This window comes from Agrobacterium tumefaciens, assembly GCA_025560025.1.
In the GTDB taxonomy this organism is placed as follows: domain Bacteria; phylum Pseudomonadota; class Alphaproteobacteria; order Rhizobiales; family Rhizobiaceae; genus Agrobacterium.
The window spans coordinates 2,462,258-2,480,629 of record CP048485.1 but is presented as its reverse complement, the minus strand read 5'-3'; the positions used below and the strand labels follow the sequence as shown (position 1 = coordinate 2,480,629).

Genomic DNA, 18,372 nt, shown 5'->3' with positions numbered 1-18,372 from the left:
AAGGCGGCAGCTTGGCCGCCTTTGCCTTTTCTTGATTAGCTATCCGGTTGCAGGCTTATCTGGCAACCTGGATTCATTCGCAAATCGGGGTCGAAGGCGTTTTTCAGGCCCGTGATCATCCGGCGCTGCACATCAGATAGCCGGCTTTCGAAATCGGAGCGCTTCAGACGGCCGATACCGTGTTCGGCGCTGATGCTGCCGACGTAGCGGTCGAGCACCTCGTTAACGAGTGTCTTGGACTTGTAGATGAAGGCGTCGCGCTCTTCCGGCGTCGAGCCGTCGGGCGGCAGCACGTTGAGGTGGACGTTGCCGTCTCCAACATGGCCGTAAGAAACCGCGAGGCACTCCGGCAGCTTTTCCGCCAGTTCCGCTTCCGCTTCGGCCACGAAAGCCGCGAGCTTGGACAGCGGCACCGAAATATCGGTGCGCATATGGCTGCCGCGCAGCGCCTGGCCTTCGTTCATGCCCTCACGGAAAAGCCACAGCGATTGCGCCTGTGCCCGCGAGGAGGCGATGACGCCGTCCAGCACCAGGCCGTCTTCCATTACACCCTCGAGGAAGCGTCCCATCAGGTCGGCGGTATCGACCAGACCCGAGCCGGAAATTTCCATCAGCACATAGGCAGGGTAATCGCCGGCGATCGGCATCTTGAGGTCGGGTATGGCTTCGATCGCCAGCGTGAAGGCGACGGGCGGCATGAATTCGAAGGCGGACATGAGATCGCAGCATTCGCGTCGGGCGCGTCGGTAAAGCTTGATGGCATCGTCAAGCGAATTGAGGCCGAGCAGCGCCGTCTCGACATGTTCGGGATTGGGATAAAGCTTGACGGCAACGGCGGTGACGATGCCGAGCGTTCCTTCAGCGCCGATGAAGAGCTGCTTCAGATCGATGCCGCGATTGTCCTTGCGCAGTGTCGACAGCCCGTTCCAGATGGTGCCATCAGGCAGGACCACTTCCAGACCCAGCACCAGTTCGCGGGTCATGCCGTAGCGCAGGACATTGATGCCGCCGGCATTGGTGGAGACGTTGCCGCCGATGCGGCAGCTGCCCTGTGCACCGAGCGACAGCGGGAAGAACATGCCTTTGTCCTGAACCGCATCCTTGAATTCCGAGAGAATGCAACCGGCTTCCACGACGGCGGAAAAATCGTCGCTATCGATGGTGCGGATGGCGTTCATGCGCTCGAGGCTCAATACGACCTGATGTTTGGGGGCATCGGGAATGCCACCGAGCACCAGTCCGGTGTTGCCGCCCTGGGGGATGATGGCAAGGCCGAGTTCCGCGCAGGCGCGAACAGTGTCGGAGACTTCCTTGGTAGAACGGGGGCGGATAACGGCCACGGCCGAACTGGTGACATCGCCGTGCCAGTCGCGGCAATAGCGCAGCATGTCTTCCTGCGATGTCAGCAGCAAAGCCTCGCCGAGCCTGTTCTTCAACGAGAACCGCAATTCCTCGATATCGGTTTCGCTCACGATCGTCATTCCACCCTCTCCGTCCAATCCGCCCTAAATTTCCGGACAGGGCTCTTTCGCCCTTGCTTTTGCCCGTTTGTGAAAAAATACTATTTTCAATCCGATCATATAAGGTTATCAGACAACCTTACAAGCTAATTTATCGGCGACTGGCCGATGATGTTTTTTCGGTCCCGGGAGAATGGCCGGGACAAAGAGGAGGAAGACATGCATATCGCAATCATCGGCGCCGCAGGCATGGTTGGCCGCAAGCTGACGCAGCGTCTCGTCAAGGATGGATCGCTTGGCGGCAAGCCGATCGACAAGTTCACGCTTATCGACGTGTTCCAGCCCGAAGCGCCGGCCGGTTTTTCCGGTACAGTCGATGCGCGTGCCGCCGATCTCTCCGCGCCGGGTGAGGCTGAAAAGCTGGTTGAAGCCCGTCCCGATGCCATTTTTCACCTCGCTGCCATCGTCTCCGGTGAAGCCGAACTCGATTTTGACAAGGGCTACCGCATCAATCTCGACGGTACGCGTTATCTCTTCGATGCCATCCGCATTGCCAATGGCAAGGATGGTTACAAGCCGCGCGTGGTCTTCACCTCGTCTATCGCCGTCTTCGGTGCGCCGCTTCCCTATCCGATCCCGGACGAGTTCCACACCACGCCGCTGACCAGCTATGGTACGCAGAAGGCGATCTGCGAATTGCTGCTGTCCGACTACAGCCGTCGCGGTTTCTTTGACGGCATCGGCATTCGTCTGCCGACCATCTGCATTCGTCCCGGCAAGCCGAATGCGGCCGCCTCCGGCTTCTTCTCCAATATCCTGCGCGAGCCGCTGGTCGGCCAGGAAGCGGTTCTGCCGGTGCCGGAAAGCATTCGCCACTGGCACGCTTCGCCACGTTCCGCCGTTGGCTTCCTGATCCATGGCGCAACGATTGACGTCGAAAAGGTCGGCCCGCGCCGCAACCTGTCGATGCCGGGCCTCAGCGCCACCGTTGGCGAACAGATCGAAGCGCTGCGCAAGGTCGCTGGCGAAAAGGCCGTCGCCCTCATTCGCCGCGAGCCGAACGAGATGATCATGCGCATGTGCGAAGGCTGGGCCCCCGGTTTCGAAGCCAAGCGCGCCCGCGAACTCGGCTTTACGGCTGAAAGCTCGTTCGAAGAGATCATTCAGGTTCATATCGAGGACGAACTGGGAGGTTCACTGAAATGAGGATCAGTGGGGAGGAGAAGAAGCGGTCCGTCGCCTTTATCGGCACGGGCCTGATGGGCGGGCCGATGGCCCGGCGCCTGCTCGGCGCCGGCTTTTCGGTCACCGTCTGGAACCGCAGCGTCGATAAGGCCGAGGCACTGGTTGCCGATGGCGCGGTCGTCGCGGCATCGCCGGCGGATGCCGCCAAGGGCGCCGATATCGTCATCACCATGCTGAGCGACGGCAAGGCTGTGGGCGAGGTGCTGTTTGCGGCCGGCGTGGCCGAAGCGCTGAAAAAGGGCGCGATCGTTATTGACAGCAGTTCGATTGCGCCACCGATTGCGCGTGAACACTCCTCCCGGCTTGAGTCGATGGGCATTCATCATGTCGACGCGCCGGTTTCCGGCGGTGTGCCGGGCGCGACCGCCGGTACGCTTGCGATCATGGCGGGTGGCGATGAGGCGCTGATCGCGGGTCTTGCGGATGTTTTCGCGCCGATGGGTCGCCTCACCTATGTCGGTCCCTCTGGCGCTGGCCAGCTCTGCAAGCTCGCAAACCAGCAGATCGTCGCCATCACCATCGGCGCGGTTGCCGAGGCGATGATGCTGGTGGAAGCGGGCGGCGCATCGCGTGAAGGGTTCCGCAACGCCATACGCGGCGGTTTTGCTGAAAGCCGGATTCTGGAACTGCATGGCGACCGCATGGTGAAGCGCAATTTCGTGCCTGGCGGTCCCTCCAAGTTCCAGCTCAAGGATCTGAATGGCGTGCTGGCGACGGCGAAGGATCTGTCTCTCAACCTGCCGCTTACCCAGCAGGTGACGCGGGAATTCGATGACTTCGTCGGTGATGGCGGTGCCGATATCGACCATAGCGGCATCCTGCTTTACCTCGAAAAACTGAACAACCGGGAACAGGGCTGAGGCAGGTTCATGAGCGACGAGAAGACACCGATGCGCCGCCTGCGGTCGCAGGACTGGTTCGACAATCCCGACCATCTCGACATGACGGCGCTCTATCTGGAGCGCTTCATGAATTACGGCGTGACGCCGGAAGAGCTGCGTTCCGGCAAGCCGGTCATCGGCATTGCCCAGAGCGGCAGCGACCTGACGCCCTGTAACCGCGTCCATGTGGAACTGGTCAAGCGGGTGCGGGACGGCATCCGCGATGCGGGTGGCATTCCCATCGAGTTTCCGACCCATCCGATGTTTGAAAACTGCAAGCGCCCGACGGCGGCGCTTGACCGCAATCTTGCCTATCTCAGCCTTGTGGAAGTGCTTTACGGTTATCCGCTTGATGGTGTCGTTTTGACCACGGGTTGCGACAAGACCACGCCTTCGGCATTGATGGCGGCAAGCACGGTGGATATTCCGGCCATCGTTCTATCCGGCGGGCCGATGCTCGACGGTTATCATGATGGCGATCTGGTTGGTTCCGGCACGGTCATCTGGCGCATGCGCCGCAAATACGGCGCTGGCGAAATCACCCGTGAGGAATTCTTGCAGGCAGCGCTGGAATCAGCCCCGTCGGTCGGCCATTGCAACACCATGGGCACGGCCTCTACCATGAACGCCATGGCGGAGGCGCTCGGCATGTCGCTTACCGGCTGCGGCGCCATTCCCGCCGCTTACCGTGAACGCGGCCAGATGGCCTATCGCACCGGCCGCCGCGCCGTCGAGCTGGTTGTCGAAAATATCAAGCCTTCCGACATCATGACGCGAGAGGCGTTTTTGAACGCGATCCGCGTCAACTCGGCAATCGGCGGTTCCACCAACGCCCAGCCGCATCTGGCAGCCATGGCCAAACATGCGGGCGTCGAGCTTCGCGAGGAAGACTGGCAGGTCCACGGTTACGACATTCCGCTCATCGCCAATGTTCAGCCGGCCGGCAAATGGCTGGGTGAGAAATATCACCGCGCCGGCGGCACGCCCGCCATCATGTGGGAGCTTCTCAAGGCCGGCAAGCTCGACGGAAGCTGTCCCACCGTAACCGGCAAGACCATGGCGGATAATCTGGAAGGGCGGGAATCGACCGACCGCGACGTGATCCTGCCTTACGATAAGCCACTGAAGGAACGGGCCGGTTTCCTCGTTCTCAAGGGCAATCTGTTCGATTTCGCCATCATGAAGACGAGCGTGATCTCGGCGGAATTCCGCCAGCGTTATCTGAGCGAGCCGGGCCGTGAGGGGATTTTCGAGGGCAAATGCGTGGTGTTTGATGGTTCGGAAGACTATCACGCCCGTATCAACGATCCGTCCCTCGATATTGATGAGCGCACCATTCTCGTCATTCGCGGTGCGGGGCCGCTCGGCTGGCCGGGTTCGGCTGAGGTCGTCAACATGCAGCCGCCGGATGCGCTGTTGAAAAAGGGTATCACCAGCCTGCCGACGATCGGCGACGGCCGGCAATCGGGAACGGCGGACAGCCCGTCCATCCTCAACGCCTCGCCGGAAAGTGCCGCAGGCGGCGGACTGGCATGGCTTCGCACGGGCGATGTGATCCGCATCGATTTCAATGGGGGGCAATGCAATGCGCTGGTGCCGGATGAGGAGCTTGCCGCCCGCAAGGCCGATGGCATTCCTGCCGTTCCTGCGGATGCGACGCCATGGCAGCGCATCTACCGCCAGTCGGTGACCCAGCTTTCGGATGGCGCGGTTCTGGAAGGGGCCGCGGATTTCCGCCGGATTGCCGAGAAGATGCCCCGGCACAATCATTGATCACATAGGACAAAATCCCCGGTCACGTCCGGGGATTTTTCTTTTCCGGGCGGTTTCGCAATTGATTGCGACCTCTTAATGTACCCGCAAATCCGCATCACAGGGGCAGGACATGACAGATATTTCGATGATAGAAGCCGCGCGTGGGCGCATCGGCAACCATGCGGTTCGCACACCGCTTCTCTCATCGCCTTTTCTGGACGAGATTGCCGGGCGGAAGCTGTTCATAAAGGCCGAATGCCTGCAGAGAACGGGTTCCTTCAAGTTTCGCGGCGGCTGGTCGGCCGTCTCTGGCCTTCCGGCGGAGGTGCGCGCCAAGGGCGTGATCGCCTTCTCCTCCGGCAACCATGCGCAGGGCGTGGCGCTTGCCGCCCGGCTGCACAATGTTCCCGCCGTCATCATCATGCCGTCGGATGCGCCGAAGATCAAAATCGACAATACCCGGGCCTTTGGTGCGGAGGTGGTGCTCTATGACCGTGCTAACGAAGATCGCGACGCTATCGGAGATCGCATTTCTCGCGAGCGTGGGCTGACGCTGATCAGGCCCTATGACGAACCGCTGGTCATTGCCGGGCAGGGGACAGTGGGGCTGGAGATTGCCGAACAGGGCGCGGAGCTGGGCATCGGTGCGGCCGAGGTTCTGGTGCCCTGCGGTGGCGGCGGCCTCACCTCCGGCATCTCCCTGGCACTCGCAGCAAAAGCGCCAGACTACAAGGTCAGGACGTCGGAACCGGAGCGGTTCGACGATGTGGCGCGCTCCCTTGCTGCGGGTAAGATCGAGCGTAACGCTACGACCTCGGGCTCGATCTGCGACGCGATCGTCACGCCGCAGCCCGGCAACATTACTTTCCCCATCATGGCCGGGCTCTGCGGAAAAGGCATTGCCGTGACCGAGGAGGAAGCGCTGCGGGCTATGGTTCTCGCCTTCAACCGGCTGAAGATCGTTGTCGAACCCGGTGGTGCGGTGGCGCTGGCGGCGGCCCTCTTCCACGGCGATGAACTGGAAAGCGAAACGGTGATCGCAGTCGCTTCCGGCGGCAATGTCGATCTGGAGATCATGGCCGGCGCCCTGTCCCGTTTCGGCTGAGGTCAAGGTTAGGCGTCTAGCCGTGCAGCGACCTCATCGGCAATCGCCAGCGAGGCGGTGAGGCCGGGGCTTTCTATGCCGAAAAGATTGACGAGGCCGGCAAGGCCATGCGTTGCCGGCCCATCGATGCGGAAGTCCATGGCCGGTTCGTCCGGGCCGGAAATCTTCGGCCGGATACCGGAATAGGCCGGGATCAGCGCGTTATCGGGAAGGCCCGGCCAATAACGACGGATCGCATCGCAAAACCCCTCCATGCGGCGGGGATCGACGGCATAATCGATGGTGTCCACCCACTCCACATCCGGCCCGAAGCGGGCCTGGCCGGCGAGATCGAGCGTGAGATGCACGCCGAGGCCATGGGTGTTCGGCGCGGGGTAGATCAGCCGTGAAAAGGGCGACTTGCCGGCCAGCGAAAAATAGCTGCCCTTGGCGAAACGCGCCTGCGGAATCATATCCTCCGGCAATCCTTCGATCTTTCTCGCCACCATGGGTGCAACAAGCCCGGCGGAATTGACGAGCAGCCGGCATGTCAGGCTGGTGGGCTCTGTTCCGCCGACGTAAACACGGAAACCATCGCCCATCGCCTCTGCCTTTTCGAAGGGTGCATTCAGGGCAAGGGCTGCGCCATGATCCTGCGCGTCTCCAAGCAGCGCCAGCATATAGGCGTGGCTGTCGATGATGCCCGTCGAGGGCGATATCAGGGCTGCGACGCAGGCGAGTGCGGGTTCGAGCAGGCGCGCCTGTCGCGCATCGATCAGCTCAAGGTCGTTGCAGCCGTTAGCTTTGCCTTTTTCGCGTAGGGTGGCGAGCATGGCGACCTCTTCATCGCTCGTGGCGACGATGAGCTTGCCGCAGCGGCGATGTGCCACGCCATGGCTTTGGCAGAAGGCATAGAGCCGCTCCTTGCCCTCCACGCAAAGTCGGGCCTTGAGGCTTCCGGACGGATAATAAAGCCCGGCGTGGATGACTTCGCTGTTGCGGGAGGAGGTGGCAGAGCCGAATTCCTTCCCGCTTTCGAGGATGATGACGGAAAGGCCACGCATCGCCAGTTCACGCGCTGTCGCGAGCCCTATCACCCCGGCTCCGATGATGATGGCGTCGATGTCCGTCATGGTCTTTTCCGTGCCCGCCACTGGTTTTTGAACGGAAATGCCCTCCACCGCGTTAATCCCGAGCCATGGGTAGATTGATGCTTGCCGGTGGGCAAGTTGCAATCGGTATTTTTCCCGATGCGCCAATCTTATGGAATTTTATCTCTACTGAAACAGTGGGGAATAAAGCTATTCTATAAGTGAAATAAGCAATGCCCGCTTTGAAGGGCCGAGCAGGAAGGGAGTGTACAATGTCTTATTCCAAGGCAGGAAAAGTAAAAGACTTTGTCTCGCAGCCCCAGTCGCCGCGCAACTGGAAAGATTCGGTTCATGCGGCTCTTGTCGGCGTCTGCGTGGCTTTTGTCGCTGCCGTCATCTTCGGTCTCGTTCCCTGATCCTCCCGATTTCTCATCAGGTAATTTGAGAATAAAAGGCCGGTCGCTCCTCCGACCGGCCTTTTTCATGACCGCTCACGCCTTCAGGTAATCTTCCGCCAGATCAACCCAGAACGCGGTTCCGATCGGCAGGATATCGTCGTTGAAATCGAATTTCGGATGGTGCAGCGGCGGGTCATTCTCCGTGCGCGCAGTGCCGAGGAAGAAATAACAGCCGGGCCGTTTCTCCAGCATATAGGCGAAGTCTTCCGCACCCATTGATGGGCGCTGCATCTGGGCCACCTTTTCAGGGCCGGCAAAACGCCGGGCGAGATCGGCGACATAATCCGTTTCCGCCTTGTGGTTGACGGTTGCATTATAACCGCGCTCGTAATCGATGGTGACGCTCATGCCATAGCTGGCCGCCTGGCCTTCGGCTATCGCCCGGATGCGCTTTTCCAGCTCGTCGCGCACGCCCGGATCGAAGGAGCGGATGGTCAGCAGCATTTCCGCCGTTTCGGGAATGACATTGCTGGCAGCACCGGCATGGAACGCGCCAACGGTGACAACCGCCGATAGTTGCGGATGGATGTTGCGCGACACCACGGTTTGCAGCGCCATGATGATGCTTGCGCCGGCAACGATGGGGTCGGCCGCATCCTGCGGTTCGGCGCCGTGGCCGCCATATCCGTTGACGGTAATCTTGCATTCGTCGACGGCGGCAAGGATCGGCCCGTCGCGTAGCACGAATTGCCCGAAGGGCACGCCGGGATCGTTATGAAGGGCAAAAACCGCATCGCAGGGAAAACGCTCGAACAGGCCGTCCTCGATCATGATGCGGGCGCCGCCGAAATTCTCTTCCGCCGGCTGGAAGATCAGATGCAGGGTTCCGTCGAAATTTTTGCGCTCCGCAATGATCTTCGCCGCACCGAGCAGCATGGCGGTGTGGCCGTCATGACCGCAGGCATGCATCACGCCTTGATTGGCGCTCGCATAATCCGCCCCGGTTTCTTCATGGATCGGCAGGGCGTCGATATCGGCGCGGATGCCGAGCGTGCGGGTACTGTCGCCACTGCTGAGCGTGGCGACGACACCGGTTCCGGCCAGCCCCCGCGTGACCTCATAGCCCATTCCCGCCAATTGTTCGGCGATAAAATCCGACGTCTTGAACTCCGAAAGGCCGATTTCGGGGTTGCGGTGCAGGTGGCGGCGAATGGCCACCACATCCGGCATATGGTTGGCAAAAGATGCGAGATTTGCGGTCTGTCTGGTCATTTTTAAAGTCCCGAGTTCGGCCGTTTTTTCCGGCGTCTTTTGTAAATGACATAGCAGCATATGCAGCCATGCGTAAGGGGCGTGCCTGCCCGGAAATGCCCCGAAATTCAGCGCTTGCATCGTGCCGCGACAGGTGGCATGGAACTATTGACGTCCTGGGGCATTAGCTTCTTTCGGATGTAGCGCGGGCCTCTCGGTTCGTGTTGCCCTTCAGGTTGTCAACGGGGGATTATCGGACGTTGTGCGAACAATTTTCGCCATCGGGGAGGGTGCGAAATCCGGTCGGAACGGCGTTGCCGGGCCGCAGGACGGCATATTCTTCCGCCTATCGAAAACACGATGGCCGTACCGATCTCCAGCTTCGCGAACATTCCGGATTAATTATACCGCAGCATGATGCGCCTGTGGATGTGCTGCTCATGACGATCCGTTCCGGACAGCGTCCGGTCCGGTTCACCGAAGGTTCAGGATAAGTCATAAATATAGCGTGGCCCGATTTTCGTGCGTGTTCCCGCCACGGACGAAATGCCGGTCAAGTCGAACAAGTCTCCATAAAGTTCAGAATACGAGCCCGATGTCATTTCATATTACCCCGACCGCCGCCGCCCGTGATTCCGAGACGAAGCAGATCGATCACAATGATTCGATCCGCGCGTCGTATATGACGGTTGAGGAACTTCATGATGCGGGCGCCGCGCTTTCGCGCGATGGCGCCGACAGTCTTCCCGGCTTCATGGAGTTCGATTTCTTCGAGCGTCATCGCGAGAACGAGAAGGAAATCCTCAGGGTCTATCGCACGACGGCCGTCGACGCGGAAAATGGCGCGACGATAACGCCGGCGGCGGAATGGCTGCTCGACAATCACTACGTCATCGAAGAGGCGATCCAGGAAGTCCGCCGCGATTTTCCGCGCAAGTTCTATCGCCAGCTGCCGACGATGACGGTGGGCGGTGTTACGATCCCGCGGGTCATGGCGCTCGGCTGGCTTTATGTCGCCCATACCCACAGCACGGTTTCGCGCGAGAACATGACGGCGCTGGTGGATGGCTACCAGACCTCGAAGACGTTGCAGATCGGCGAATTGTGGGCTTTGCCGTCGATCATCCGTTTCGTTCTCATCGAAAATCTTCGCCGCATCTCCATCCGTGTCGAGCGTTCGCGCCGCATGCGCCAGAAGGCGAATGAGGTCGTCGATGAAATCATCCGTCTGAACGATGCGGAAGCGTCGGCGGCGCTTCTCAAGCAGGTCGATTCGCTGGTGGACGACCCGACTTTCGCGACGCAATTCCTTTATCGTCTGAGGAACGGTTCGCAGACCTCCGGTTTTGCGGTGGCCTGGCTCGAAGAGCGTCTTCACGCTGCCGGCACCGATGCCGAAAACGTCATGATGTCGGAACATAACCGCCTGGCATCCGGCAATGTGACGATGGGCAATATCGTCAAGAGCCTGCGCGAAATCGACGATACCGAATGGTCGGTGTGGTTCGAGGAAGTCAGCCATATCGACAAGGTCCTGCGCGAAGAGACCGACTACGAGGTTCTCGATTTCGGTTCGCGCAACACCTACCGCAATACGATCGAACTTCTGGCGCGCCGTTCTCCCAAGACCGAAGTGGAGGTTGCGCGCGCCGCCGTCGAAATGGCGCGTTCGGAGACGCCGGCCGGTGCGGATGAAACTCATCGCGTCAATGTCGGCTCCGTGCTTGTCGGCCAGCGTCGCTTCGAGCTTGAAAAGGCTTTGGGTTACCGGCCGCTGGTGTCGCAGCGTATCGTGCGCTCGATGCGCAAGTTCAACTGGCTGGCAATCGCCGCGCCGGTGCTGCTGATCACTGCGCTCGCCATGCTCGCTGTCGGCTGGTTCCTGGCGCAGGCCGGCATGCCCTGGTATGTTGTGACCGCCTTCCTGCTGATGTTCGCATTGCCGGCATCCGAAGGCGCGACCGGCCTCTTCAACACCCTCGTCACCTTCTTCGTGAAACCGTTCCGGCTGGTCGGATACGAGTTCAAGAACGGCATTCCGCAGGATGCCCGCACATTGGTCGCCGTGCCCTGCATGCTGACCAGCCGCGACAGCGTCGATGAGATGATGCGCAATATCGAGGTGCATTATCTCGCAAATCCGCATGGCGAGATTTATTTCTCGCTGGTGAGCGACTGGCGCGATGCGCAGTATGAACAGTCCGACGATGACCTTGAAATTCTCGACTATGCCAAGCGCGAGCTTGCGGCGCTGAACAGCCGTTATGCCTTTGATGGCAAGACGCGCTTTTACCTGCTGCATCGCCGCCGCATCTACAATCCGGCCGAAGGCTGCTGGATGGGCTGGGAGCGCAAGCGCGGCAAGCTGCACGAACTGAACATGCTGCTGCGCGGCGACAAGGATACGACCTTCCTCGGCGGCGCGAACATCGTCCCGGCCGATGTCAAATACGTCATGACGCTGGATGCTGATACGCGCCTGATGCGCGATGCAGTGACCAAGCTCGTCGGCAAGATGCACCACCCGATCAACCGTCCGGTGATCGATCCGGTATCCGGACGGGTTGTCGAAGGCTATGGCCTGCTGCAGCCGCGGGTAACGCCCTCGCTGACGACCGGCAAGGACGCCTCCGTCTTCCAGCGCGTCTTCTCGATCAACCGCGGTATCGATCCTTACGTCTTTACCGTTTCCGACGTCTATCAGGACCTGACCTCGGAAGGCACCTTCACCGGCAAGGGTCTTTACGATGTGGATGCCTTCGAGGCGGCGCTGAAGGGCCGTATCGAGGAAAACTCCATCCTCAGCCACGATCTGCTCGAAGGCTCCTTTGCGCGCTGTGCGCTGGTGACCGACGTGGAACTGGTGGAGGACTTCCCGACCCGCTATGAGGTGGAAGTGTCGCGCCAGCATCGCTGGGCGCGTGGCGACTGGCAGCTTCTGCCCTTTATCCTCGATCGTGCCCGCGGCGTTACCGCCATCGGCCGCTGGAAGATGGTCGACAATCTGCGTCGCTCGCTCACGCCGATCGCCTGGTTCTTCGCCTCGATCCTCGGCTGGTATTTCATGGATCCGCTCGGTGCGCTGATCTGGCAGATCCTGCTGATCTTCTCGCTGTTCGTCGCGCCCACGCTGTCCCTGCTGTCCGGTCTCGTGCCGCGCTCCACTGATATCGTGCCGCAGGCGCATTTCCATACCATCTGGTCGGAAATCCGCGCCACCAATGCACAGGTTGCGCTGCGTATCGTCTTCATCGCCGATGCCGCCTGCATGATGACGGATGCGATTGCCCGTTCGCTTTACCGCCTGCTCGTCAGCCACAAGCTGATGCTGGAATGGCGTACCGCCGCCAGCATGCAGTCGAGCGCGCAGGGCAGCATCATCGATTATTATCGCCAGATGTGGCATGCGCCCGTGGTGGCGATGCTTGGCCTGCTGTTTGCGGCGCTGCCGGGCGACAACGCCTTCCTGATTGGCATTCCTTTCACGCTGCTCTGGGTTCTGTCCCCCGCCGTTGCCTGGTATGTCAGCCAGTCGGCTGAAACCGAAGACCGGCTGTTCGTTTCGGAACACGTCTCCTTCGAGCTTCGCAAGATCGCACGCCGCACCTGGCGTTATTACGAGGCCTTCGTGACGCCGCAGGAAAACCACCTGCCGCCGGATAACTTCCAGGAAACGCCGGAGCCGATCGTCGCTTCGCGTACCTCGCCCACCAATATCGGCGTTTATCTGCTTTCCATTATTTCGGCCCGCCAGTTCGGCTGGATCAGCTTTGCCGATACGCTGGAGCGGATCGAGAACACGATCCAGACCGTCGAGAAGATGGAAAAGCATCGTGGCCATCTCTACAACTGGTATCATACCGACACCTTGCAGACGCTTGGGCCGCGCTATGTTTCGGCGGTGGATAGCGGCAATCTCGCCGGCCACCTGATCGCGGTTTCGTCCGCCTGCCGTGATTGGGCGGAAGCGCCGTCGGCGCATCTTCAGGGCAATCTTGACGGTATCGGCGATGTTGCCGGCATTCTGCGTGAAACGTTGAAGGCGCTGCCCGACGACCGCAAGAACCTGCGTCCGCTGCATCGTCGCCTTGAGGAGCGCATCATCGGCTTCTCGAACGCTCTGGCCTCGGTCAAGCGCGAGCATGAATTTGCTTCCATCCGCGTCATCAATCTTGCGGTGCTGGCGCGCGACATCCAGAAGCTTGCCACCAATGTTGATCACGAGGTGAAGTCCGCGCAGAGCGCGGAAGTGACCCGTTGGGCGCAATTGCTCGTGGAATCCTGCGAAGCGCATATTTCCGACAGCGCCATCGACCTCACCAATATGGAGCCGCTGCGCCAGCGTCTCGCATCGCTGCGCGACCGCAGCCGTAACCTTGCCTTCTCGATGGATTTCACCTTCCTTTACCGCAAGGATCGCCGTCTTCTGTCGATTGGCTATCGCGTCGAAAGCAAGGAGCTGGATGAGGCCTGCTACGACCTTCTGGCGTCCGAATGCCGCCTGACGAGCCTCTTCGCCATCGCCAAGGGTGATCTGCCGACCGAGCACTGGTATCGTCTCGGTCGCCAGGTCGTGCCGATCGGTGCGCAGGGTGCGCTGGTCTCCTGGTCCGGCTCGATGTTCGAATATCTGATGCCGCCGCTCGTCATGCAGGAGCGTCAGGGTGGCATTCTCAACCAGACCAACAATCTGATCGTCAAGGAACAGATGAACCATGGCCGTCGTCTCGGCACGCCATGGGGCATTTCCGAAGCGGCGTTCAACGCCCGCGATCACAACATGAACTATCAGTACACCAATTTCGGTGTGCCGACGCTCGGCCTCAAGCGCGGCCTTGGCCAGAATGCGGTGATCGCGCCTTATGCGTCGATCCTCGCCAGCCAGTATGATCCTGACGGTGCGCTCGAAAACCTCGACAAGCTGCGCAAGCTTGGCGCTCTCGGCCAGTACGGTTTCCACGACGCGGTGGATTTCACGCCGACACGTGTGCCCGATGGCAAGGTCTGCGCGGTGGTCTACAATTATTACGCCCACCACCATGGCATGTCGATTGCGGCCGTCGCCAACGTCGCCTTTGACGGCGTGCTGCGCGAACTGTTCCACTCCGATCCGGTGATCGAGGCCGCCGAACTGCTGCTGCAGGAAAAGGCGCCGCGCGAAGTGCCGGTCATGAGCGCCAAATACGAGCCGGAAACTCCCGGCAAGGAACAGGCCGACCTCCTGCGCGCAGAAGTGCGCTCCATTGCCGACCCGGCCGTGCGCGACCGCGAAGTGGTGTTCCTGTCGAATGGCCACTACTCGACCATGCTCACCTCCACGGGTGCCGGGTATTCGAAGTGGAACGGACAGGCGATTTCCCGCTGGAAGGCCGACCCGACGGAGGATCGCTGGGGCACCTTCATCTTCCTGCGCGACACCACCAATGGACAATGGTGGAGTGCGACGGCGGAGCCGCGCGTCATCGAAGGTGAAAAGACCAAGACGATCTTCACCGACGACAAGGCTGAATTCCACAAAACCACCGGCGATCTGCAGAGCGTGGTCGAATGCATCGTCGCCACCGAGCATGATGCCGAGGGCCGCCGCGTCACCCTGCTCAATGTCGGTTCCGAGGATCGCTATATCGAAGTGACCTCCTATATGGAGCCGGTGATTGCGTCGGAGGACGACGACAACGCCCATCCGCTGTTCTCGCGCATGTTCGTGCAGACGGAGATCGGCCGGCGCGGCGACGTTATCCGCGCCTGGCGCAACCGCCGCAGTCCGAACGAGGCCGGCACCGTCATTGCGCATCTTGCCGCCGACAATGCCGGCCCGTCGCGGCCAACGGAATTCGAGACGGATCGCGCCAAGTTCATCGGTCGCGGACGTTCGCTGCGTGAAGCGGCGGCTTTCGATGCCGGTGCGACGCTTTCCAGCACCGACGGCTTCACGCTTGATCCGATCCTGTCGCTGCGCCGCACCGTGCGCGTGCCGGCGGGCAAGAAGGTGAGCGTGATCTTCTGGACGATTGCCGCGCCAAGCCGCGAGGAAGTCGACAAGGCAATCGACCGTTATCGTCATCCGGACGCCTTCGCCCATGAACTCGTGCATGCCTGGACGCGTACGCAGGTACAGATGCGCCATGTGGGCGTCACCTCGCAGCAGGCGGCCGCCTTCCAGCATCTCGGCCGTTATCTGACCTATCCCGACATGCATCTGCGTGCGGATTCGGAAACGCTGAAAACAGGTCTCGCTTCGCAGCGCGCTTTGTGGCCGCTTGCGATTTCTGGCGATTTCCCGATCTTCAGCCTGCGTATCAACGACGATATGGATATGGATATCGCCCGTGAGGCGCTGAGCGCCCATGAATATCTGCGCTCGCGCGGCGTGATCTTCGATCTCGTCATCGTCAACGAACGGGCTGCGTCCTATGCGCAGGACATGCAGCATGCGCTGGATCATATTTCCGAGGCGCAACGCCGCATCAATCCCGCCGATGGCGGACGTCCGCACGTCTTCTCGGTGCGCCGTGACCTGATGGATGAAGAGACCTGGAGCGCGCTTCTCGCCGCCTCCCGCGTCGTTCTCCATGTCCGTAACGGCAAGATCGTCGACCAGATCAACCGTGCGGTATCGCTGTTTGCGGCCCATCGCGGCCCCGACGGCACAAGCGACGCCGCGCAGGCCCGTCTGCCTGTGCCGGTCTTCCCTGTTGCGGAGCCGGTGGAGGATGCGGGTGATCTCGATTTCTGGAACGGTTTCGGCGGTTTTGCCAGAAGCGGTCAGGAATATGTCGTGCGCCTCAATGGCGGGCAGTCGACGCCGCATCCGTGGATCAACGTCATCTCGAACGAGAATTTCGGCTTCCATATTTCGGCCGAAGGCGCCGGTTTTAGCTGGAGCCGCAATTCACGCGACTACCAGCTGACGCCCTGGAGCAACGACCCGGTCATCAACCGGCCGGGTGAGGCCTTCTATGTCGCCGATGTGGAGACAGGAAAGCTCTATACGCCATGTGCCGCGCTGTCGCGCGATCCCGAAGCCATGTTCGAAACCCGCCATGGTCTCGGTTACTCCGTGCTGACGGGCGTGGCGGATACGCTGGAGGTGGAGCTGACGCAGACCGTGGACCGTGAAAAACCGGTCAAGCTCTCGCAGGTCATCGTTCGCAACAAGGGATCGAAAAGCCGCCGCCTGAAGGTTTACGCCTATGTGGAATGGGTGCTCGGCAATAACGGCCAGAAATCCGCGCCGTTCATTCTGAGCAGGCACGATGCCGGCAATAACGCCATCTTCGCGTCGAACCCCTACAGCATCGACTATAGCGCCCGCACGGCGTTCCTGACGCTCGACAGTGAGGCTAGCGGCTTCACCACCAGCCGCCGGGAATTCATCGGTCGCTTCGGGTCGGCGCAGGCGCCGCAGGGCATCGTGTCCGGTGCCGCACTCAGCGGCAGCACCGAGGTCGACGGCGATCCCTGTGCCGCACTGATGCAGGAAATCCACCTGAAGCCCGGCGAAGAACGGCACATGACCTTCATTCTTGGTGATGCCGACAATGCGGAAGAGGCCGAAGCGCTGGTGAAGGATGTTCGCCAGGCGGACTTCCAGACGGTGCTGGACGAAAGCAAGGCGTTCTGGACGGGCTTTACCGGGCAGTTGCAGGTTTCCACGCCGGATGCCGGCTTCAACCACATGGTCAATAACTGGCTACCCTATCAGGCGCTTGCCTGCCGCATTCTGGCGCGCACGGCCTTCTACCAGTCGAGCGGTGCCTTCGGCTTCCGCGACCAGCTTCAGGATACGCTGGCCTTCCTGCTCTACCAGCCGGATCTCGCCCGCAAGCAGATCCTGCGCGCGGCAGGCCGCCAGTTCCCTGAAGGCGATGTGCAGCACTGGTGGCTGCCGCTGACGGGCGCCGGTGTTCGCACCACCATTTCGGACGACGTGGTTTGGCTTGCTTATGCGATCAACCAATATGTCTCGGCCACGGGTGATGCCGCCATCCTCGATGAAAGCATTCCCTTCCTGAAAGGTCCGGCATTGATGCCTGGCCAGCATGATGCTTTCTTCCAGCCGGAGACGAGCGACAGGTCCGTCACACTTTACGAACATGCGGCGCTGGCGCTCGATCTTGCCATCCATCGCACCGGCGAAAACGGCCTGCCGCTGATCCTCGGCGGTGACTGGAACGACGGCATGAACCGTGTTGGTGTTGGCGGTAAGGGCACCAGCGTGTGGCTCGGTTGGTTCCTGGCCGGGGCCCTGCGTGATTTCATCGGGATCGCCGAGAAGCGTGGCGATGCTGACCGTGTCGGCAAATGGACGGCGCATCGGGAAAAGCTGCGCAATGTTCTCGAAACAGCGGGTTGGGACGGCAGCTATTATCGGCGTGGTTATTTCGATGACGGCACGCCGCTCGGTTCCACCGAAAGCGAGGAATGCCGGATCGATTCACTCGGCCAGAGCTGGAGCGTTCTCTCCGGCGAGGGTGAAGAGGCTCGGTCGCGGCAGGCAATGGATGCCGTCATGGAGCATCTGGTCGATGAGCAGACCGGTATTATCAGGCTGTTTACGCCGCCCTTCTCGCGGGCGCCGCATGATCCGGGCTACATCAAGGGATATCCGCCGGGTGTGCGCGAAAACGGCGGACAATATACCCATGCGGCAACCTGGGTGGTTCTCGCCCTTGCCAAGCAGGGTAGGGCGCAGGAGGCATGGAACTGCTTCAAGCTGCTCAACCCCGTCAATCATGCGCTCGATGCGGCAGCGTCGGAAACCTATCGGGTCGAACCCTATGTGGTGACTGCGGATGTCTACGGTGAAGGCGCTTATGCGGGCCGTGGTGGCTGGAGCTGGTACACGGGTTCAGCCGGCTGGCTCTACCGTGCGGCAGTCGAAGGTATTCTCGGCATCACCCGCACCGACGGCAAGCTTCACATCTCGCCATCGCTGCCGGAGGACTGGAGCGGTTTCTCGGTGAAGATCACGCTCGACGGAAAGGCGAAGGACATTGCCGTCAGCCGCAAGGCCGGCACAGCGGACGTCTCCGTATCCGTCGATGGCAAGCCGCTCTCGGCAGACGATCGGGTGATCCCCTTCGATTGAGACGACCGATTTTACGCGCTTTTAAAGCCAGGCTCCTGCGGTGACGCAGGGGCCTGAATTTTTATGAGCTGCCTCGCCTCTGATATTTGTTTGGTTTTGCATGGTCGCGTGGCACC

At 60.8% G+C, this 18,372-nt stretch carries 8 protein-coding genes; 5 read left to right on the top strand and 3 right to left on the bottom strand.

Features of this window, described 5'->3' with window-relative positions:
* Nucleotides 1–35 precede the first annotated feature (35 nt).
* The gene (locus tag FY152_12005) at nt 36–1,481 is read right to left on the bottom strand and encodes an FAD-binding oxidoreductase (GenBank protein UXS32783.1); all 1,446 of its coding nucleotides are present in this window, start codon (nt 1,479–1,481) and stop codon (nt 36–38) included.
* Nucleotides 1,482–1,679: 198 nt separating this feature from the next.
* Between FY152_12005 and FY152_12000 the strand changes: the two genes are divergently transcribed.
* The 4 genes from FY152_12000 to FY152_11985 all read left to right on the top strand — a co-directional run bounded on the left by FY152_12000 (nt 1,680) and on the right by FY152_11985 (nt 6,446).
* Nucleotides 1,680–2,666: an SDR family oxidoreductase gene (locus tag FY152_12000; protein UXS32782.1), complete on the top strand. Its 987-nt coding sequence runs from the start codon at nt 1,680–1,682 to the stop codon at nt 2,664–2,666.
* Nucleotides 2,663–3,565, top strand: coding sequence for an NAD(P)-dependent oxidoreductase (locus tag FY152_11995; GenBank protein UXS32781.1), 903 nt, complete (start codon nt 2,663–2,665; stop codon nt 3,563–3,565). The genes FY152_12000 and FY152_11995 overlap by 4 nt, the downstream gene beginning before the upstream one ends.
* A gap of 9 nt (nt 3,566–3,574) precedes the next feature.
* Entirely contained in the window at nt 3,575–5,359 is a 1,785-nt protein-coding gene (locus FY152_11990) for a dihydroxy-acid dehydratase family protein (protein UXS32780.1), read from the top strand.
* A gap of 112 nt (nt 5,360–5,471) precedes the next feature.
* On the top strand, nt 5,472–6,446 hold the full coding sequence (locus FY152_11985) for a threonine/serine dehydratase (GenBank protein ID UXS32779.1): 975 nt from the start codon (nt 5,472–5,474) through the stop codon (nt 6,444–6,446).
* An 8-nt stretch (nt 6,447–6,454) separates the two neighbouring features.
* Here the strand turns inward: FY152_11985 and FY152_11980 are convergent, their stop codons facing one another.
* Nucleotides 6,455–7,558 carry an NAD(P)/FAD-dependent oxidoreductase gene (locus FY152_11980; protein ID UXS32778.1) on the bottom strand — a complete coding sequence of 368 codons (1,104 nt, stop codon included), beginning with the start codon at nt 7,556–7,558 and terminating at the stop codon, nt 6,455–6,457.
* A gap of 449 nt (nt 7,559–8,007) precedes the next feature.
* Nucleotides 8,008–9,186, bottom strand: a complete 1,179-nt coding sequence (locus tag FY152_11975) for an amidohydrolase (protein ID UXS32777.1) — start codon at nt 9,184–9,186, stop codon at nt 8,008–8,010.
* A gap of 574 nt (nt 9,187–9,760) precedes the next feature.
* Between FY152_11975 and FY152_11970 the strand changes: the two genes are divergently transcribed.
* Entirely contained in the window at nt 9,761–18,256 is an 8,496-nt protein-coding gene (locus FY152_11970; GenBank protein UXS32776.1) for a protein ndvB, read from the top strand.
* Nucleotides 18,257–18,372 lie beyond the last annotated feature (116 nt).